At 71.7% G+C, this 18,554-nt stretch carries 17 protein-coding genes and 1 tRNA gene; 7 read left to right on the top strand and 11 right to left on the bottom strand.

Translation table 11 applies throughout. The features are described from left to right. Positions 1-2 precede the first annotated feature (2 nt). The gene (locus QSK37_RS37905) at positions 3-626 is read left to right on the top strand and encodes a F0F1 ATP synthase subunit A (protein WP_285630672.1); all 624 of its coding nucleotides are present in this window, start codon (positions 3-5) and stop codon (positions 624-626) included. On the opposite strand, the gene QSK37_RS37910 is transcribed toward QSK37_RS37905, so the two are convergent. Together QSK37_RS37910 and QSK37_RS37915 are read right to left on the bottom strand one after the other, a co-directional pair. Next, on the bottom strand, positions 610-1,464 hold the full coding sequence (locus tag QSK37_RS37910; protein ID WP_285630674.1) for an ABC transporter permease: 855 nt from the start codon (positions 1,462-1,464) through the stop codon (positions 610-612). The two genes, QSK37_RS37905 and QSK37_RS37910, sit on opposite strands and share 17 nt — an antisense overlap. Next, on the bottom strand, positions 1,461-2,486 hold the full coding sequence (locus tag QSK37_RS37915) for an ATP-binding cassette domain-containing protein (protein ID WP_285630677.1): 1,026 nt from the start codon (positions 2,484-2,486) through the stop codon (positions 1,461-1,463). The genes QSK37_RS37910 and QSK37_RS37915 overlap by 4 nt, the downstream gene beginning before the upstream one ends. A gap of 117 nt (positions 2,487-2,603) precedes the next feature. Between QSK37_RS37915 and QSK37_RS37920 the strand changes: the two genes are divergently transcribed. Both QSK37_RS37920 and lanL read left to right on the top strand, forming a co-directional pair. Beyond that, positions 2,604-2,759 carry a hypothetical protein gene (locus QSK37_RS37920; RefSeq protein WP_285573865.1) on the top strand — a complete coding sequence of 52 codons (156 nt, stop codon included), beginning with the start codon at positions 2,604-2,606 and terminating at the stop codon, positions 2,757-2,759. A gap of 141 nt (positions 2,760-2,900) precedes the next feature. Then, positions 2,901-5,504: a class IV lanthionine synthetase LanL gene (lanL, locus tag QSK37_RS37925; RefSeq protein ID WP_285630680.1), complete on the top strand. Its 2,604-nt coding sequence runs from the start codon at positions 2,901-2,903 to the stop codon at positions 5,502-5,504. Here the strand turns inward: lanL and QSK37_RS37930 are convergent. After that, positions 5,486-6,436, bottom strand: coding sequence for a trypsin-like serine peptidase (locus QSK37_RS37930; RefSeq protein ID WP_285630683.1), 951 nt, complete (start codon positions 6,434-6,436; stop codon positions 5,486-5,488). The two genes, lanL and QSK37_RS37930, sit on opposite strands and share 19 nt — an antisense overlap. A 129-nt stretch (positions 6,437-6,565) precedes the next feature. Between QSK37_RS37930 and QSK37_RS37935 the strand changes: the two genes are divergently transcribed. After that, a complete protein-coding gene (locus tag QSK37_RS37935; protein WP_285573874.1) occupies positions 6,566-6,739 on the top strand; it encodes a hypothetical protein in 174 nt (57 codons plus the stop codon). A gap of 30 nt (positions 6,740-6,769) precedes the next feature. Here QSK37_RS37935 and QSK37_RS37940 read toward each other — a convergent pair whose 3' ends face one another. After that, positions 6,770-9,343 (bottom strand): DUF4132 domain-containing protein, encoded by a 2,574-nt coding sequence (locus tag QSK37_RS37940; RefSeq protein ID WP_285630686.1) that lies wholly within the window; start codon positions 9,341-9,343, stop codon positions 6,770-6,772. 5 nt (positions 9,344-9,348) lie between these two features. Continuing rightward, positions 9,349-9,771, bottom strand: coding sequence for a hypothetical protein (locus QSK37_RS37945; RefSeq protein ID WP_285630689.1), 423 nt, complete (start codon positions 9,769-9,771; stop codon positions 9,349-9,351). Between the two features lie 243 nt (positions 9,772-10,014). Between QSK37_RS37945 and QSK37_RS37950 the strand changes: the two genes are divergently transcribed. Further along, on the top strand, positions 10,015-11,100 hold the full coding sequence (locus tag QSK37_RS37950; RefSeq protein ID WP_285630692.1) for a GAF domain-containing sensor histidine kinase: 1,086 nt from the start codon (positions 10,015-10,017) through the stop codon (positions 11,098-11,100). Positions 11,101-11,179: 79 nt separating this feature from the next. Here the strand turns inward: QSK37_RS37950 and QSK37_RS37955 are convergent. From QSK37_RS37955 to QSK37_RS37965, 3 genes are all read right to left on the bottom strand, one after another. After that, positions 11,180-11,255, bottom strand: a tRNA-His gene (locus QSK37_RS37955). A gap of 50 nt (positions 11,256-11,305) precedes the next feature. Next, complete coding sequence (orn, locus tag QSK37_RS37960) at positions 11,306-11,899, bottom strand: oligoribonuclease (protein ID WP_285630695.1); 594 nt, start codon at positions 11,897-11,899, stop codon at positions 11,306-11,308. Between the two features lie 85 nt (positions 11,900-11,984). Next, positions 11,985-12,611 (bottom strand): pyridoxamine 5'-phosphate oxidase family protein, encoded by a 627-nt coding sequence (locus QSK37_RS37965; RefSeq protein WP_285630698.1) that lies wholly within the window; start codon positions 12,609-12,611, stop codon positions 11,985-11,987. A 68-nt stretch (positions 12,612-12,679) separates the two neighbouring features. Between QSK37_RS37965 and pdxR the strand changes: the two genes are divergently transcribed. After that, entirely contained in the window at positions 12,680-14,059 is a 1,380-nt protein-coding gene (gene pdxR, locus QSK37_RS37970) for a MocR-like pyridoxine biosynthesis transcription factor PdxR (RefSeq protein ID WP_285630701.1), read from the top strand. Here pdxR and QSK37_RS37975 read toward each other — a convergent pair. After that, positions 14,004-14,726, bottom strand: coding sequence for a hypothetical protein (locus QSK37_RS37975; RefSeq protein WP_285630704.1), 723 nt, complete (start codon positions 14,724-14,726; stop codon positions 14,004-14,006). The genes pdxR and QSK37_RS37975 overlap by 56 nt on opposite strands. A gap of 381 nt (positions 14,727-15,107) precedes the next feature. On the opposite strand from QSK37_RS37975, the gene QSK37_RS37980 reads away from it, so the two are divergent. Further along, on the top strand, positions 15,108-16,169 hold the full coding sequence (locus QSK37_RS37980; RefSeq protein WP_285630707.1) for a phosphotransferase family protein: 1,062 nt from the start codon (positions 15,108-15,110) through the stop codon (positions 16,167-16,169). An 18-nt stretch (positions 16,170-16,187) separates the two neighbouring features. Here the strand turns inward: QSK37_RS37980 and QSK37_RS37985 are convergent, their stop codons facing one another. Together QSK37_RS37985 and QSK37_RS37990 are read right to left on the bottom strand one after the other, a co-directional pair. Next, positions 16,188-17,558, bottom strand: a complete 1,371-nt coding sequence (locus tag QSK37_RS37985) for an RNA polymerase sigma factor (RefSeq protein WP_285630710.1) — start codon at positions 17,556-17,558, stop codon at positions 16,188-16,190. Between the two features lie 155 nt (positions 17,559-17,713). After that, the gene (locus QSK37_RS37990) at positions 17,714-18,517 is read right to left on the bottom strand and encodes an isocitrate lyase/PEP mutase family protein (RefSeq protein ID WP_285630712.1); all 804 of its coding nucleotides are present in this window, start codon (positions 18,515-18,517) and stop codon (positions 17,714-17,716) included. Positions 18,518-18,554 lie beyond the last annotated feature (37 nt).

An 18,554-nucleotide genomic window follows, 5' to 3' on the forward strand; every position in this document is an offset into this window, starting at 1 on the left:
TCGTGCCCGGCCGGATGCAGAATCTCGGCGAGCTGGCCTACCTGTTCGTCCGCGACCAGATCGCCCGGCCGATGATGGGCGTCCGGGGCGACCGCTGGATGGCGCTCCTGCTCTCCCTGTTCTTCTTCGTCTGGATGGCGAACCTCATGGCGGTGGTGCCGCCGGCCCAGTTCCCGGTGACCGGGCACATCGCCTTTCCCGCCGTGCTCGCCGCGCTGGTGTACGTGGTCATGTGGGTGGTGGGCGTCCGGAACCACGGTCTGATCGGCTTCGTCAGGCACGCCACCTGCCCGCCGGGCCTGTCCAGGGCCGAGACCGCTCTCGTCGCGCCGCTGGAGTTCTTGTCCACGTTCGTCCTGCGGCCGTTCATGCATGCCGTGCGGCTGTTCGCCACCATGTTCGCCGGCCATCTGCTCGTGGCTCTCTTCGCGACGGTCGGCTACCACTTCCTCATCCAGGCGCCGACGCCGCTCGGTGTGCCCGTCGGCGTCGTCGGCGTCGCCTTCACGGTCGTCGTGACCGCCCTGGAGGTGTTCGTCCAGGCCGTGCAGGCGTACGTGTTCACCCTGATCGCCGCCTACTCCATCGGCGACGCGTGCCGGGCCCCCGTCAAGGGTTCCGGCTGAAGCGGCGGCTCGCCAGGGCGAGCATCGCGACGCCCGCCACGACGATGCATGCCAGTTCGAGGAGCACGGGTGGACGCCAGCCGCCCCACCGTGGTCCGTCGAACAGCGTCGCGGGTACGGGGCCCGGCAGGCGGGCGACGGTCGTACGGCGGAGCGCGTCGACGGCGTAGCTCACCGGGTTGACCAGGACCGCGGAGAACAGCCAGCCGGGCAGGCCGCTCACCGGGAACATCGCTCCGGACAGGAAGATGAGCGGCATCGTGACGATGCTCAGTACGGCGTAGAAGGACTCGGTGCGGGTGATCGCTATGGCGAGCAGGACACCGAGCGCGGTCATCATGAACGCGTTGATCACCATTTCGCCCAGCAGGAGGGCGAGCGTGATCGGGTCGTAGGGCAGCCGGGCGATCCCGGCCAGCGGCAGGAGCAGGGCGCCCTGGCAGGTGGCGATGCTGGCGCCTCCCAGGCATCGGCCGATGAGCACGGTCTCCCGGCGTACGGGGGCCATGACGATCTCACGGAGAAAGCCCGACTGCCGGTCGGTCACCAGCGCGACACCGGCGGAGATGGCCGGGGCCTGAACCGTCATCATCAACATGCCCGGGAACAGGAAGGTCCGGTAGTCGGCGCCTCCGGGGGTGGCGGGCAGCAGCGAGGCCAGGCCCGCGCCCAGGACCGTGAGCATCATGATCGGCTGGAGCACGGTGACGAGGATCTTGAATCGGTCGCGGCGGTAGTGCAGCATGTCGCGTTGCCAGATCACCAGCAGGGCGGCCAGCTCGCCGGTGAGCCGCCGGGCGGCCCGGGGGGCGGCCAGAGCGGGTGCCGGTACGTTCATCGCCCGGCCTCCGGCTGGTCGGTCTCGCGGATGGTGCGTCCGGTGTAGTGGAAGAACACGTCGTCGAGGCTCGGCCGCGTGACGGTGACCGATCGGATCGTGACGGTGAGGGCCGAGCACATGCGGGGCACGAAGGCGGCACCGTCTTCGACACGGAGCCACAGGGAGTCGCCGTCGGCGACGGCGTCGAGGCCGAACCGGTCGCGCAGTTGCGCGGTGGCGGCCCGGTCGTCGTTCGTGCGGAGTTCGACGCGGTCCGCGCCGATCACGGTCTTGAGCGCCGCAGGGGTGTCCTCGGCGATGATCTGGCCGTCGTCGATGATGGCGATGCGGTCGCAGTGCTCGGCCTCATCCAGGTAGTGCGTCGTCAGGAAGAGCGTGATCCCCTCTTGGCGTCGTAGCCGATGCAGGTGGTCCCAGATCTGGGCGCGTGTCTGCGGGTCGAGGCCGATGGTCGGTTCGTCCAGGAACAGCACACGGGGTCGATGCATGAGACCGCGCACGATTTCCAGGCGGCGTTTCATGCCGCCGGAGAAGGTCCCCACGAGGGAGTCGCGCCGGTGGCTCAGGCCGGCCAGGTCCAGCAGCTCCCGCGCACGTGTCTGGGCGGTGGATGCCGGGACGCCGTGAAGGCGCGCGTGGAAACGGAGGTTCTCCCAGGCGGTGAGCCCCTGGTCGAGAGTCGTGTCCTGGAAGACCAGCCCGATATGGCGCCGTACCTGGTGCGCGTCGGTGGTCACGTCATGGCCGGCGACCCGGGCCCGTCCGGCGGACGGCGCCGTCAGTGTGCACAGCATCGCGATGGTGGTGGTCTTCCCGGCGCCGTTGGGGCCGAGGAAACCGAACGTCTGACCGGCCGGAACGGTCAGGTCGATCCCTCGTACGGCGGGCCCCTCCGGATAGGACTTGGCCAGGCCACGAGCGTGGATGACCGGCACCGCCGCCGCGGCGCTCGGCGAGGATCCGGCGTCCTCGCTGCCGGGAGCGGACCGGCTGTCGCCGGGGGGCAAACGGGTGGTCATCTGATCTCCCATGGTTCATGGTGCGTGGTGCTCGAACGTCGCCTTCTATTGCCGTCCAGCACCGTTATGTTACTCTGTGCATGCATTCAGTGACAGAGAGTGACCAAGGAGGAGAGCATGCTTACGCTGACCGAACCCCGCGACGCCGGTGTGATCGAGCCGGAGTCCCTGGCCGCCGTACCGTCGGAGGCGCCGGAGTTCCAGGCCAACAGCTGCACGGTGTGTCACTGGGGGATGACCAAGCTGTGCGACGACTTCAGCACCCAGGCCTGACCGGGCGACCGTGCTGACGCCCGCGGCGAGCGTGCTCTGACCGCCGGGCGACCGAGGGGCCATCGAACGTGATGGTCCCTCGGGCTTTTCACGGACCGGCCGTGCGCCGGCGAGGAGTATCGAGCGGGAAGGCCGGCGAACATGCCCATCGACACCGCCCTCGGGCCCCAAGAGGAAGCCGTCCGTGCCGCACTGGCCGAGTCGGTCGCCGGACACTCCCGGCCGCACCACCCGAACGGCATGTGGCTCGTCGTCGAGGATCCGGGGTTCCGGCTTCCACCGCAGGGCTGGAAGATCCACCTGGCCGCGCGCCCCGTGACGCTGCTGGAGACGCTCCGGCGGAGCCTGCCCGCGCTGCTGTCCGTTCCCTGCCACTTCAAGGTCATCAGGTCCGGCCCGCTGTTGCGGGACCTCAACTCCTCCAACAACCATCCCGGCTCGATCGGTAAGGCCGTGACGATCTATGCCGACGAAGCCGATGTGGTGGATCTGGCCCGTCGGCTCGCCGCCGACCTCGCCGGGCTGGAGGGGCCCCGCGTCTACAGCGACCGTCGCGTCGCACCGGACGCCCCCGTCTACTACCGGTACGGGCCCTTCCGCGCGACCTACGCCGACAACGACGATGGCGACCTGGAACTCGTCGTCACCGGCCCGGACGGCCGGACGTCGCCGGGCGCCGCGGGCGAATCCTTCTGGCAGCCTCCGTGGGCCCCCGACCCTTTCGCCGCCGCCGCCGTCGAGCGCGCCGGCGAGGCCGGGGCAGCCATGCTCGGCGGGCGCTATGAGGTGGTCCGGGCGCTGACCCGCAACGGCAAGGGCGTCGTGTACCGAGCGGTCGACCTCGCCGGAGACCGGGAAGTGATCATCAAGGAGGCGCGGGCCTTCGTCAACGAGGACTCCCGGGGACGCGACTCGCGGGCTCGGTTGCGCAACGAGCGGTACGTGCTGGAGAAGCTGCGCGGCCTCGACGGGATACCCACGGTGGTCGACCACTTCCGGCACGGCGACCGCGAATATCTCGCCATCACCGACATGGGCGCGCTGGTGCTCGGCCGGGACGTCGCCGAGAACGGGCTCTACACCGCCGACCCGGCGCCACGCGGCCGGAGCCTTCCCCGGCTGGCCGCCGCGTTGGGTGCGCTCCTCGACCAGGTGCATGAGCGAGGGGTGCTGGTACGCGACGTCGGCCCGACCAACATCGTTCTCGACGGCGCCACGGGCCGTCCCTGCCTGGTCGACTTCGAGATCAGCCATGTCGAGGGCCCGCAGATGTTCGGGTGGACCCCCGGCTACAGCCCGCCCGAACAAGAACGCGACGAGCCGGCCACCGTGGAGGCCGACTACTACTCCTTGGGCGCCACACTTTTCTACGCCGCGACGGGCCTGCCGCCGACCTGGCTCACCGACGATCCGTACAACCACGACACCGAGCGCGCCGCCGCCGTCCTGGACGGGCGTGGCGGAATCAGCGACACGATCCTCGGGCTGCTGGCCGCCGACACCGGACGACGGCGGATGGCGGCGGACGCGATCCGCTCGGGCCGCTTCCGCGGCGAACCCGCGGTCCCGCCCTCCTCGCATGCCCCTGTACGGTCCGCCGCCGAGCGGACCCGTCGGCTGAACACGGCGATCGAGCACAGCGTCACGGAGGTCTCGCGGTACGCCGTCCGGCTCATGGCCGGCACGGATCTCACCGGCGGCATCGTGGCCAGCCCCGTCAACGTCTACCGCGGCGGCGCCGGCATCGGCATGGAGCTGTTGCACCACGGGCCCGCTCAGGACCTGGCGCGGGCCCTGGCCTACTGGACCAGCGGGCAGCGGACCCTGCGCCACGGCCGGCCCGCGTTCTACACGGGCGACACGGGCATCGCCGTCTTCCTCGCCGCGGCCGGCATCACGCTGGACGACGACATCCTGGTCTCCCTCGCCGAGCCCATGGCCCGGCCGGTGCTCTCCCGCGTGACCGCGGACGATCAGCACAACGGCCTGGCGGGCATCGGCACCGGGCAACTGCTGGCGTGGCGGCTCACCGATGACGCCCGCCGCAGGGACCTCGCCGCGGAGTGCGCGGCACGGCTCCTCGCGAGCGACTCGGCCCTGACCGAGGAGACGCCCGACTACGCCGACTGCGCGCAGGTGTCGCGCACCCTGGGTTTCTCGCACGGCCTCGCCGGGATCGTGCACTTCCTGCTCACCTACCGGGCGGTCGCGACGGGCGACGCCGTCGAACCCGCCCTGCGCAAGCGATGCGACCTGCTTGCCCAGCATGTGGTGCCACTGATCGACGCCGCCAGGTCCCCCTCGGCCAAGCCGATGCACGCGTCGTTCTGCCAGGGGCTCGCCGGGATCGGCGCGACACTCGTACGGGCCGCCCACGAGCTCGGCGCGGACGGTCATCTGGATCTGGCCCGCGAAGCGGCCGCGGCCTGCCGCGATCTCGCGCCGCGCATGTACGCGCTCACACAGTGCTGCGGGCTGGCCGGAATCGGGGAGTTCTTCCTCGACCTCGTCCAGCTGACGGGAGACGAGACGTACCTCGGCCAGGCGCACCGGGTCGCCGACCTGATCCTCGACAGGGCCGGCGGGCCGGCCGACGCCCCCGTCTTCCCCGACACCTCGCTCCACGGCAGCAGCGGGAGCTGGTCGACCGGCACCGCGGGCGTCCTGACCTTCCTACGCAGGCTTCGTGACCCCGGCTCGCCGCGGCTGTGGCTGGACCCCGTGGCCTATAGCCGATCGGCGTAGCGGTACAAGGCCCACACTCCGTCATCGAAGTCCGGGCTCCACAACGAGGTGTTGGCCAGGTCGGTGTTGGTGGTCACTCCGCCGATGTAGCCCCGGCCGGTCGCCGCGTCGAAATCCTCCAGCCACGGGCCTCCGCTGGCACCGGTGGTCAGCGGACACGCCATCCGCAGGCGGCGCCCGGCCGGCACGGTGACGCCCTGACAGGAGAACTGCCGGTCTCCGGGGTAGGGCGGCAGGAAGGGGTACCCGAGGATCGTCAGCCGCCGCGTCCGAGACGAGGATCCGACGCGAATCCCGTTGCCGCCGACCGCATCGACCAGCGATCCGCCATCGGCGGCGGCCACCTTCACGAAGGCCACGTCGAGGCCCGGCTCCGTCCGCCCCACCCAGCCGGTGAAGGCGGCCAGCCAGGTCGCGCGCCAGATCCCGTACGGCCGTCGGCCGCGATCGAAGAAGGGAACGAACACCCAGTTCTGATGCCAGCCGCCGTCCCGGTCGTACACGCAGTGACCCGCGGTACTGATCAGATTTCTGGACGGGCTACTGACCGCCGCGGCGGAGCATGAGTAGTCCCGGCCGCTGGCGGAGCTCCGGAAGAAGACCTTCCCCACCGTCCGGCTGCTGATCCGACCCGTGCTCGTCTTCTGAGCCACGGCCCGTACGGGCGGGAGCCGCCGACCGGCATCAGGACGGCCCCCCGGCACATGGTCGGCCGCTTCCATCCGATCGGCGGTCCAGTAATCGGCGACGGCGGCGTCGGCCGACACCCGCTTCCGGGCCATCGCCCGAAGCACTCCGGCGCTGAGCGGAGCCCGGACCGCCACCGGAGCCCGCGCCTCCTCCGGTCCGGCGGCCGTCGCCGCTCCCACGCGATCGGTCGGGGCGAGGAGGATCGGCAACGACACCATGGTGCGCAGTACAAGGCGTCTCACGTCCCGATGCCTATCACGGACCGGAGCCGGATCCGGGAGGAACGGAGTGCGGTGTTCCCAGCGTCCGGGTCGTACGGACGTCATTCGGCGGGTATGTCCCTGAACAGGGACTTTGTAAGGAGGCGCGACATGGCGCTGTTCTTGGCCCTCATCCTCGTGGCGGTGGGACTCGGCATCGCGGGGTGGGTGGTGAAAGGCCTCTTCTTCCTGCTGATCATCGGGATCGTGGTCTTCATCGCCGACCTGGTGTTCGGCGGAATCCGGATCGGCCGCCGTCACGGCGGCACCCGCGCCGTGCACTGACTCGCCGGGTCCCGGCCGACCGCGGACCGCTCAGGCGTCCTCGGCCTTGCCGGTGAGGGAGGCGAGCTGGGCCAGGATGGACGGGTCGCTGATCTTCTCGTCCTCGGCGAGCAGGAGCACCTTGCTCAGGATGATGCTCGTCATCCGGTCCTCGTCGGCGAACGGCAGGAACAGTCGCCGGTGCGCCGTGGCGCCGAACGAGGCGGGCACCACGCAAAGGTGGCCGCCCGGGTCGACGTGGATGCTGCCGCTCGTCAAATGCACCCGGTAGGTCGCCCGGGTGCCGCTCACCACGGCCGAGTTTCCCTCGACGGCGACCCGGGCCAGCCCCAGGTCGGCGATGAGCGCCGCGAGTATCTGCGCCCGGCCGGCCGCCTGCGCCGGCGACAGGTATGTCTCCGGCTCGGTGCCGGCGACCGACACCACCAGGTCCAGGTCTCGCATGACCTCGGAGAACACCGCCGGCGGCACGTCGGCCAGTGGCACCGGTGTGCCGCCGACGCTGCCCGAGCCGGTCGGGGCGCCGTAACGGCCCGGGTCGCGGTGGCCGCCGGTCAGGAAGCGGACCTCGCCGACGAGGACGTCCCCCAGCCCGAAGTAGCCGTGGAAGTCGCAGCGCAGCGCAGCGATGAGACCGTCTCCGACGGCGCGGGTCGCCTGGTGGTCGTCGTACTCGCCGTGGGTGAACCAGCCCCGGCCGGACAGCAACCGGCCCGCGACCGCGCCGCCGACCGTCTGCCCGGCGAACCGCCGCGACACGTCGCCCGCCTCGCGTTCCGCCGGAGTGAGCACGTACAACTCACGGAACGCCTGCTTGACCGGCTGGCGGAGCCGGCGCCGCACGATCTCCGCCTGCCAGCGGGAGAGCACTCCTCGCTCGTGCAGTTCGACGGGGTGCACGGCGGTGACCGGACCGGTGGTGTCGAGCTGGTCGAGCAGGTCGATCGTCCCCGCGCGGTCCCGCCAGAGCAGCGCGGGCAGCATCGCCGCACCGGCGGGCAGCGACCGTAGCCGGGCCAGTTCGTCCGGCGTCAGCGTCCCGGCGGTGGCGACCAGCCGCTCCACCAGCCCGGTCCGCATCCGGCGAGCCTGGTCCCGCAGTCGTTCCTGATGCTCACGCAGCCCCTGGTAGCCGGGGTCGGACCGGACGGCGGCCGGCACCGACTTCAGTGCCCTGCCCGCCCGGCGGACCGTCATCGTCGGGTCGGCGCCGTCGAACCGCAACGCGATCCGGTAATCGCCGACGTCGACCTCCGCAGGCGTCTCGGTGGCGATGCGCGCCTCGCAGTCCCATTCGAGGCGGCTGGCGTCCGCGACGCCGGCCACCTGCGCCAGATGGTCGAGGGCGACCGCGATCGCGGCGGCGTGGCTGTGCCTGCGGTTGGGACCGAGCTTGGCGCCCTTCTTCGCGGACTCGCGCAACGCCAGGTAGCGATCCAGAACCGTTTCGTCCGGGGCGAGGGGCAGCATGCCGAACGCGGCGATGCCCTGCAGCGCGTGGTGCTTGACGCGTTTCAGCACCTGGACGCGGTTCGACCCCATGACCGCGGAGACCAGCTCATTCGGTACGAGGTCCAGCAGACGCCGGGTCGCGTCCACGCGGGCGTCCTCGATCGCGGCGAGGAGGACGGCCCGGTCGTGGCGGGTGGCTTCGCCGACCGGCATCGCCCGGATCAGGCGCAGCAACGGCGCGGCGCGTTGCAGGCCGAACAGCGGCAGTAGCGTGTCGGCGTCACCCGCGCGCAGCCGCCACTCGAACGCCTGGCGCTGCTCCTCCACCGGCCGGTCCCGTAGCAGGTCGAGCAGGGCGGTGCGTTCCTCGCCGGTCAGTTCGGCCACGCCGAGATGGTCGGCCACGCGCTGGTCACCGTGCCAGGTCAGCGCCGCCCGCACGAATCGCAGGCCACGAGGCGTCGGCACCTTGGGCAACTCGTCCCAGTCGGCCGGGACCGGGGCGGAGACGAGTCGCCAGGTCAGCGCGTCCACATGGTCCCGTACGGCGTCCGCGCAGGCCAGCGGCCGGCCGGTCGGGTCGCCGGTCGGTGACCGGCCGAGGACGGCGTAGCCGAGGTAGTGGTCATCGGTGAAGGCCTGTTCGACCACGGTGGCGTCCAGGGCGTCCGCCCGGTGCAGCCCGTCGAGGATCCGCGCCACCGCCTCCCGGCCCAGGGTGCCGAGCGGAGTGAGAATGAGGATCCGCAGCAGGTGGTTGTCGGCGGCGGCGATGGCCCGCTCCGCCACCTCGTCCAGCACCAGCCGGTGCCGGACGTCGCATCCGAGGAACGCGGCGAGCAGGGCCTTCCGGTGAGCCGTCGGCCACGGCGCGGCCAGCAGGCCGGTGATGTCGTCCGGCCGGCCGGCCGGGAAGACGGCGTCGTAGAGCTCGTCGAGCTCCGCGACGATGTCGTCCACGTGCGGTGCCAGGTTGCCGATCGTCTGGTCGTCGCCCTGCTTGAGCCGGAGCCGAATCTCCTGGGCGGTGTCCCGAAGGGCCGTCGAGTCGCCGGTTTTCGCCGCGGCCCGCGCCTGGTCCACCAGCCGCCACAACGCCGCGCGGTGTTCGTGGACGACGTCGACGTAGCCCTCGGGGATGGGGCGCTCCACCCCGATCAGCCTCCCGCCAGAGCGACCAGCCGCAGGAACACGACCGGCTCACCGAGCCGGAGCGCGAACTCCTCGTCCAGGTCGACGACCTGCCGCCCGCCGGCGAAGATCGCGAACGTGCCCCGGGAGAAGGCCCGATGCGCCCGGCCCACCTCCGTGGTCACGTCCGGGTCCGCCGGCGCCTGCGGCGGCATCTTGATCGCGCCGTTGCGGGCCTGCGTCCGGAGATCGTTGCCGGACAGGTACTGGCGGTCGAGGATCCGGCGGCGGCGCGCCGTGTCGGCGCGCAGGGCCCGGATCTGCTCCTCGACCGTGCGCCGGATCAGCTCCCGCACCGTCGTGCGATCCTCGGCCAGCCGCACCAGCACCGCCGGCAGATCGTCGCCGGACGTGCCGGGCATCCGGCTCCGCACCTCGATGTCGACCATGGCCGTCACCCTAGGACAGCGGTCGGACAGGCCGGACCGCCGGACCTGGTGACGTCGAGTGTCTGGCTCCAAAGACGCGTTGTCCGTACATGTGGATCGTGAGTACTGGGCAGGGCACTCACTGCGGGGCCAAAACGACTTTGCATCAGAACGGACGCAGATCGAGGTACGCGGACCATTCCAGTCTCTGCTGATCTGAACGAGCTACGCCGGGTCGCGGACGAGCAGGCGGCGTTGAGGCGTTTGGCGACGCTCGTCGCGCGCGGTGCCCCCCCGGGCGAGATCTTCGGTGCGGTCGCATGCGAGTTGGGACAGATCATGGGGGCACGGCATGCGGCAGTGATCCGCTACGAGCAGGACGCCACCGCGACCTCGGTCGGTATCTGGAATGCCGGTCATGTCGCTACGTTGCCCCTCGGCTCGCGCTTCCCGCTCGAGGTAGGGACCGTCCGGGAACTCGTGGCGAGGACGAAGGCGCCGGTACGCATGGACGACTTCGAAGCCGTTGTAGGTGGCGGTGAGGTCATTTCTGCGCTGCGCAGCATGGGGGTCAAAGCTGAGGTCGGGTGTCCCGTCAAGGTCGGTGGGCGCCTGTGGGGGGTGGTGCTCGTCGCGTCGACGTCCGATCCGCTGCCCGAGGGCACCGAGGAGCGGATGCTCAACTTCACCGAGCTGCTGGTCGTCGCCATCGAGAACGTCGAGAGCCGCGCCGAACTGCGAGCCTCCCGAGCCCGCGCCATCGACGCGGCCGACGCGACCCGCCGCCTCATCGAGCGCGACCTGCACGACAGAATGCAACAGCGTCTGGTCTCGCTCCTGCTCGAAATGCGTTCTGTAGAGGCCGCAGCGCCGCCCCAGCTGAGAGCACGGCTGTCTCACATGGCTCAAGCTTTGGACGAGGCCATCGCAGATTTGAGTGAGATCGCCCGAGGCCTTCTTCCGGTACTCCTGTCCAGGAGGGGCATCGAACCCGCCCTCAGGACGCTTGCGCGCCGTTCCCCGATTCCAGTTGAGCTCAACATGTGCGTCGCCCGGGATTTGCCGGAGCGTTTCGAAGCGACCGTCTACCACGTCGTGTTGGAGATACTGACGAACGCGGCCGAGCACGCGGACGCTTCCGTGGTACACGTCGGCCTCGTCGTCGAGGGTGCGATCATCCGGCTCGCGATCCGTGACGACGGGAAGGGAGGAGCCGATCCCGACCGCGGATCAGGACTCCTCAGCATCAAAGACCGTGTCGAGGCACTCGGCGGCACGCTCAAGATCACAAGTCCAGCAGGCGGCGGCACATCACTGCTCATCGAGATTCCGATGGCCGACGACCGATGACGCGGCACACGAGGTCGGGAGCAACACCAAGGGCCTGGCCGCCGATTTCGACGACCAGGCCCTTGGCCTTCGTACTACTTGGGGTGAGTGAGGGGACTTGAACCCCCGACACCCAGGACCACAACCTGGTGCTCTGCCGACTGAGCTACACCCACCGCGGCCGCACAAGGCGGCATGAAGCAGTGTAGCGGTTCCCGACGGGTCCTCAGTCACCGAGCTTCGCGGCGATGGCACGCGCCGTCTCCGAGTCCGGGCCCGGGTGGGGCACGAACACGGCGGCGCGGTAGTAGCGCAGCTCCGTGATGCTCTCGGTGATGTCCGCCAGGGCCCGGTGGCCGCCCTTCTTCGGCGGGCTGGCGAAGTACGCCCGTGGGTACCAGCGGCGGGCCAGCTCCTTGATGGAGGAGACGTCGACCATGCGGTAGTGCAGGTGGGAGTCCAGCGCGGGCATGTCACGGGCGAGGAAGGACCGGTCGGTGGCGATCGAGTTGCCGCAGAGCGGGGCCTTCTTCGCCCCCGGCACATGCTGGCGCACGTAGTCGAGGACCTTGGTCTCGGCCTCCGCCAGCGTGATCCCCGAGGGCAGTTCTTCGAGCAGGCCCGAGGTGGTGTGCATCTCGTGCACGACCTCGGACATCTGGCGTACGGCCTCCTCCGGAGGCTTGATCACCAGGTCGATGCCCTCGTCGAGGATGTTCAGCTCACCATCGGTCACCAGAGCCGCGATCTCGATCAGCGCGTCGTGCCGCAGATCGAGCCCGGTCATTTCACAGTCGATCCAGACCAGCCGGTCGTTCATGACCTTCACCATAAGTCCTGCCAGGACACTTTGAGTGAGGAGAACCGCGGATCCGGCGACCGAGGCGGGCCGACTGTGGGGTACGTCACACGTAGGCGATGCCCGGACGCAGCTTCGGGTCGGGCACGGGAGGCCCGAACGACTGGACCGCCGGCACCAGTCCCGCCCACACGTCCAGCGCGTAGTCCTCCTCGTCGTCGCTCGGCTGTCCCTGCCGCGTCTTCACGGACGCCTCCTCCAGGGACAGGGCCAGGACGGAGGTCGCGGCGAGCTCCTTGCGGGTGGGCCGGCGGGCGACGTTCCAGCGCCCCGGCGTCAGCTGCTCGACCAGCGCGCGCAGGCCGGTCAGCTTCTCCTCCAGGTCGGTGACCGTGCGGGGGCGGCCGAAGATCAGGGCGCTGCGGTAGTTGATCGAGTGGTGGAACAGCGACCGGGCGAGGACGAGGGCGTCGAGGTGGGTGACGGTGACGCAGACGTCCTCGGTGGTACGGAGGCTGGTCGCGCCCGTCGAGCCGTGGAGGTAGAGCGTGTCGCCGTCCCGCCCGTAGCCGGTGGGGATGACGCGGGGCGACCCGTCCACGACCACACCGAGGTGGCAGATCCGGCCGGCGTCGAGGATCTCATAGAGGGCCGAACGGTCCGACGCGGCACGTTCGGGCAGCCGCCGGATCCGGGTGCGCTCGGTACTGGAAAGGGGCGCTGAAGTGCTCATACGTCCCACGTTAGGATCCAAGTGGCTTGCAGAGAATGGCCACTGAGACGTCGAAGAGGGAAGCCACTTTGCCGCGGAACCAGTTCGACCTGCCGGTCGTCGTCGAGCGGGACGCGAAGCAGCCGCTGAGCGTACAGCTCGGCCGCCAGCTCCGCGAGGCCATGAACGACGGGCGGGTGCGCGCGGGGGAGCGGCTGCCCTCCAGCCGCGCGCTCGCCTCCGCGCTCGGTGTCAGCCGCACCGTCGTCACCACCGCGTACGAGCAGCTCTACGCGGAGGGCTGGCTGGAGGGCCGGCACGGCTCGGGCACGTACGTCGCCGACATCGCCGCCCAGAGTGTCCCGGCCGAGCCCGCGTACGCCCCGCGGGACGAGCCGGCGGAGACCGGCGTCATCGACCTGAACCCCGGCATCCCGTGGGTCGGCGCGCTCGACACGCCCGCGTGGCGGCGCGCCTGGCGGCTCGCGGCGGGGATACCGCCGGTGGCCCGGCCCGACCGCCGCGGCCTGCCGGGGCTGCGCGCGGCCCTGGTCGACTACCTGCGCCGCAGCCGCGGGGTGTCCTGCCCCTCCGAACGCGTCGTGGTGACGCGCGGCGCGACGAACGGCTTCGACCTGCTGGCCGCGACCGTCCTGCGGCCCGGCGACCGCGCCGGCGTGGAGGAGCCGGGCTACGCCAACGCGCGGGAGGTGCTGGCCGCGCGGGACGTGGAGGTGGTGCCGTGCCCGGTGGACGAGGACGGGCTGATCGTCGACGCGCTGCCCGCCGGCCTGCGCCTGGTCTACACGACCCCGTCCCACCAGTACCCGCTCGGCGGACGGCTGCCGGTGCCGCGCCGGCAGGCGCTGCTGGCCTGGGCGCGGCGCGAGGACGCGCTGATCGTCGAGGACGACTACGACAGCGAGTTCCGCTACGACGTCGCCCCGCTGCCCGCCCTGTACGGCCTCGGGCCCGACCACACCGTCTACCTCGGCACCACGTCCAAGACGCTGACGTCGGGCGTCGGCACCGGCTGGCTGGTGGCCCGGCCCGATCTGGTGGAGGCGATCGCCCAGACCCGGCTGCGCCTGGGCGACAGCACGGCCGTCGTGTCCCAGGAGGCGGTGCGGATCCTCCTCGAACGCGGTGACCTCGATCGCCACGTGCGCCGCATGCGTGCCGAGTACGGTCGCCGGCGCGCGGCGATCGTGGAGACGCTCGGTCACCTGCCGCTGCTCGGCGATACCGCCGGCCTGCACCTCGTCGTCGAGCTGCCGGCCGGCGTGACGGATGTGGTCATCGAGCGCGCCGCCGAGCGCGGCGTGCTGCTGTCCTCCCTGCGGGAGCGCTACTCCACCAGCCCGGGCGTGCACGGGCTGGTCCTCGGGTACGGCGGAGCGACGGTCTCCCAGGTCAGGTCGGGGTGCTCGCTCGTACGGGAGCTGGTCCGGGAGGCGAGTCGGCGGTAGGCCCCGTGGGCGCCTCGATCGGAGGCTCAGGGGTCGTGCCGCCGGTGACCAGGTGCGCGATGGGCAGGCTCTCCGCGCCGGGCAGCGACACCTCGCCCACCGTGATCCGTGGCATCTCCGGGGGCGTGACCGGACCGGTGATCCTGCTGGTGTCGATGGCGCCGGGGGCCGGGCCCTGCGCGTGCGGCACCTGGGACACGCCGAAGTGACCGCCGCGCGCCCACGGTCTGCGATCCCGTGGGGCGCTGTACGCCTCCGGGGGCGCCAGCGGGTCGCCGGCCGGCCAGCGCCGCGGCACCTGCCACGTGTCGAGCCAGTCGACGATCAGGCCGAGGCCCTGCATCGCGCCGTCGGTGAACGGCTCGCGGGCGAGCCCGACCACGAGGATCTGCAGGCACCTCCGGCCCTCCCGGCCGACGCCGTCCGGGAGCAGGAGCGCGGCCTGGGTGGCCGGCACCATCTGCATGATCTCGCCGGAGAAGGGGTTCCAGACGATGTGGGCGTTGGTCCCCCGCTGCTCGAGGTGCTGTGCCACCGAGCGCGCGGAGATCGCCAGTGGGTCGTGCTCGCTCGTATGCCAGACGGCGCGAGGCGCTCCGCCCCGCAGTGAGCCACCGTCGTGTCGGGATTGCAGTCGTACGGCGCCGGGCAGCCATGCGTCGGCCACGATGAGTCCCCCCAGTCGGGTCGGGTCGTGTCCCGAACGGTCACTGTGCAAGTCTTTACCAAGGTGGGGCGGAGTTCGCTCCGACCATGTGAACTTTGCGAACTTATGTGCCAACCTCCCCTGTTGGTCCAGTTTTGATGCATCGACGGTTTGACGGCGTACCCTTCGTGACTCCCGGCCACCCTCCCGGGGCCGGATCCGGCCGATGCGTGGCGACGGCGCCTCCGCGGTGATCCCCGGAGGCCCCGAACCCGGGTCGCGCGGGCCGACCGAGTCGCGTTCTAATAAGCGGGAGCCGAACGAGGAGAGCCCATGACCGAGCGAAGCGAGGGAATCAAAAGGCACGCGCCTGTGGTCACCCCCTCCGACGAAGGAGGACCCATGACCGATCAGGTGTCCGTCCCTGGAATCGACGTTCCTCACCTGTCGTCCTGGCTGGCGGAGGCGCTGCCGGGGGAGGGGACGATCACGGGGATCGACCTTCTCGCCGGGGGCCGGTCCAACCTGACCTATCTCGTCCGGCTGGAGAACCGCCGCGTCGTGCTCCGCCGCCCTCCGCTCGGCCACGTCCTGCCCACCGCGCACGACATGCGCCGCGAGTACACCGTGCTCTCGGCGCTCGCCGGCAGCGACGTGCCGGTCCCGGCGCCCCTGGCCCTGTGCACCGACGAGGACGTCATCGGCGCGCCGTTCTACGTCATGGACCACGTCGAGGGCCGGGTCATGCGCACCCCCGAGGACGCCGCCGACGTCACCGCCGCGGAGGCGCGCGCCCTGTCCGAACGGCTCGCGGAGGCGCTCGCCGCCATCCACCTCCTCGACGTCGAACGCGCCGGGCTGAGCGACTTCGGCCGGCCGCACGGGTACATGGCCCGGCAGCTCAAGCGCTGGTGCCGCCAGTGGGAGTCCTCGCACTCGGCCGAGGAGGGCGGGCGGACCGACGAGGCGTACGACCGGCTCGTCCGGCGCCTCGGCGAGCGGCTGCCGTCCGACGGGCTCACCGGGCTCGTGCACGGCGACTTCCGGCTCGACAACGCGCTCGTACGCCTGCGGCCGGAGCCGGAGATCGCCGCGGTCGTCGACTGGGAGATGTCCACGCTCGGCGACCCGCTGTCCGACCTCGGGCTCACGCTCACCTACTGGGCCGACGCCGGTGAGGCCGACCGTACGCCGACCGCCGTCGGCTCGACCGTGACCTCGGCGCCCGGCTTCCTGACGCGGGCGGAGTTCGCCGGCCGGTACGCCGACCTGACCGGCCACGACCTGTCCCACCTGGACTTCTACGTGGCGTTCGGCTGCTTCAAGCTCGCCGTCATCCTCGAGGGCATCCACGCGCGGTACCTGCAGAAGGCGACCGTCGGCGAGGGCTTCGACCGGATCGGCGCGTCGGTCCCGGTCTACCTCGACCGCGCCCACCAGGTCCTGGACGAGGGCGCGCTCTGACCGGCCGCGCACCCGCGGTCAGCAGCTGAAGGTGACGGTGGCGGTCACGTTCGCGTTGAAGGTGACCGACGCGCTGGGAACGCCGATGCAGAACCGGTCGGTACGGGTGACGGTGACCGAGGTGCTCTGGCCCGCGCGGAGCCTTCCGCCGCCGCTCGCGGTGACGGTGCCGGTGGTTTCGGTCACCCGCCAGGCGACCGGGCCGCCCCGGGCGGTGACCTTCACCGAGCAGTGCCGGGTGCCGGGCATGTGGCAGCCGGTCACCGACAGCGTCCCCGGCCGCTGCGGCGAGCTCGGACGCCGGGTGTACGGCGTCGGCGGAGCCGGCTTCGGGGTCTTCTTCACCGGCGTCGGGCTCGGCGTCGGACCGCCGGCCGGCTCGGGCGAGCCCACCAGCGGGCTGTCGGCCGAGGACGACCCGCTCGGCGCGGACCGGCCGCTCGCCTCGTCCTGGCCCGGCCCGGGCAGGAGGAGGAACACGCCGCTCACGACGAGCAGGACGCAGGCGACGGCGGCGACGACCGGCCAGCGGCGCCGTCCGGCGTGGTCGGGCTCCGGTACGGCCCCGGGCTCGGGAGGCGGGGGATCGGCGCGCCGCGCGATCGTCGCCCGCAGGTCCGCGAGCGCGGGAGCCGAGGCCGTGTCGAGCACCCGGGAGCGCAGCGTGCCGGGGAGGGCCGCCGTGGGCATGGCCTGAAGCAGCTGCGCGTTGGTGACCGTGAGGTCGCGCCGCGAGCCGCAGATCGGGCAGCTCGCGATGTGGCGGGCGAGCCGCCCGCAGGTGGTCGTGTCCAGCGGCGTGCCCGGCGGGGCCAGCTCCTCCACGCCCGAGCACTCCTCGCGCCCGGTCGCCGCCACGAGGACGGCGGAGAAGGCCTCGTCCAGGTCGTGCCGGGCCTGGGCCACGTGCATGGACACCTCGTGCGGCGACATGCCGAGGACCTCGGCCAGTTCGTCCGCGTCGAGCTCGTGCCGCAGGAACAGGTCGAGCGCCTCGCGCTGAGCGGCGCTGAGCACGTGCAGGGCGGCGCGCACGAGCGGGCGTGTCGCCTCGTCCGCCTCGGCCCCGGCCGCCTCCGGGACGAGGAGGCGCTCGGCGGGCGGCGCGGCGTCCGCCCGGCGGCGGAGGCACTCCTTCCGTGCCACGCCGTACAGCCGGCCGCGGAACAGCGCGTACGGGAGCCGCCCGGCGCGTTCGCGGACGATGATCAGAGTGTCGTGCAGGGCCTGGGCCGCGGCCTCCTGGTCGCGGAGGAGGACGTGGCAGTAGTCGAACAGCCGCGGGCCGTACGCGTCGTAGATCTGCGGCAGGGCGTCGGCGTCGCCCGCGTCCAGCGACGCGGCCAGCCGCCGGTCGGCGTTCCGGTCGAGACTCGGCCATCCCGCCACGAGTGCTCCTGCTGAACTATGGGACACGAGGTCACAGGGGTCCCCACCGGTCGTGGGAACACAGGATCCTGCCAGCATTGAGAGCGACTGTGGCGCGTTTGATCGCGATGTGATCGCGATTGCACGCAAGTGACATCGCCGAGGCCGGAAGCGGGTCAGTACGGCGCGGCGCCGTCCCGCAGCCGCCCGGCGAGGTCGCCGAGCACGGCCATGGTCGCGCGGTGCAGGCCCGGCCCGAACGTCACCCGTGCCACGCCCAGCTCGGCGAGCCGGGCCGGTGACGGCATGCCGGGCCGGTAGAGGACGCTCACCGGTCCGGGAAGCCGTTCGACCAGCGCGCCGATCGCCGCCTCGTCCGTGACCATGATCGGGAACACGCAGTCGGCCCCCGCGTCGAGGTACGCGCGGCCGCGCGCCACCGCCTCTTCGAGGATCTCCGCGGGCGAGGCGCCCGGCAGCGCGCCGTCCTCGAACACGTCGGTGCGCGCGTTGATCACCAGGTGGGGATCGGCCGCCCGCAGCTCACGGATGCGGTCGGCCTGCGCCTTCAGGTCCGCCAGGACGTGCCCCGCCATCCGGCGCTCCTCACCGGCTGCTTCGCCGGCCGCCTCGCCGTGCAGGGTGTCCTCCAGGTTGCAACCGGCGGCGCCGGCCTCCCGCAGGCACTCGGCGAGCTCCGCGGGCGTCAGCCCGTAGCCGGACTCGGCGTCGACGGTGACCGGCACGTCGACGCTGCGCGCGATGCGGGCCGCCGCCGCGAACATCTCCTCGGGCGGCGCGCCCTCACCGTCCTCGTAGCCGAGCACGCGCGACACGGCGGCGCTGGCGGTGGCGAGCGCCGGGAATCCGGCGGCGGCGAGCACCTGGGCGCTCGCGGCGTCCCACGCGTTGGGCAGGATGAGAAGCGACCCGCTCTGGTGCAGCTCGCGCAGCCGCGCGGCCTTGTCGATGAGACTCATGCGCCCGACCGTACGGCCCGGCACGACCGGACAGAAG

The organism is Actinoallomurus iriomotensis, from assembly GCF_030269445.1.
Taxonomy (GTDB): Bacteria; Actinomycetota; Actinomycetes; order Streptosporangiales; family Streptosporangiaceae; genus Actinoallomurus; species Actinoallomurus iriomotensis.

Bases quoted from the DNA above. Each gene is read 5' to 3' on its own strand.
- QSK37_RS37910 (WP_285630674.1), bottom strand. From the start codon at position 1,464: ATGAACGTACCGGCACCCGCTCTGGCCGCCCCCCGGGCCGCCCGGCGG.
- QSK37_RS37915 (WP_285630677.1), bottom strand. From the start codon at position 2,486: ATGACCACCCGTTTGCCCCCCGGCGACAGCCGGTCCGCTCCCGGCAGC.
- QSK37_RS37920 (WP_285573865.1), top strand. From the start codon at position 2,604: ATGCTTACGCTGACCGAACCCCGCGACGCCGGTGTGATCGAGCCGGAG.
- lanL (WP_285630680.1), top strand. From the start codon at position 2,901: ATGCCCATCGACACCGCCCTCGGGCCCCAAGAGGAAGCCGTCCGTGCC.
- QSK37_RS37935 (WP_285573874.1), top strand. From the start codon at position 6,566: ATGGCGCTGTTCTTGGCCCTCATCCTCGTGGCGGTGGGACTCGGCATC.
- QSK37_RS37945 (WP_285630689.1), bottom strand. From the start codon at position 9,771: ATGGTCGACATCGAGGTGCGGAGCCGGATGCCCGGCACGTCCGGCGAC.
- orn (WP_285630695.1), bottom strand. From the start codon at position 11,899: ATGAACGACCGGCTGGTCTGGATCGACTGTGAAATGACCGGGCTCGAT.
- QSK37_RS37965 (WP_285630698.1), bottom strand. From the start codon at position 12,611: ATGAGCACTTCAGCGCCCCTTTCCAGTACCGAGCGCACCCGGATCCGG.
- QSK37_RS37980 (WP_285630707.1), top strand. From the start codon at position 15,108: ATGACCGATCAGGTGTCCGTCCCTGGAATCGACGTTCCTCACCTGTCG.
- QSK37_RS37990 (WP_285630712.1), bottom strand. From the start codon at position 18,517: ATGAGTCTCATCGACAAGGCCGCGCGGCTGCGCGAGCTGCACCAGAGC.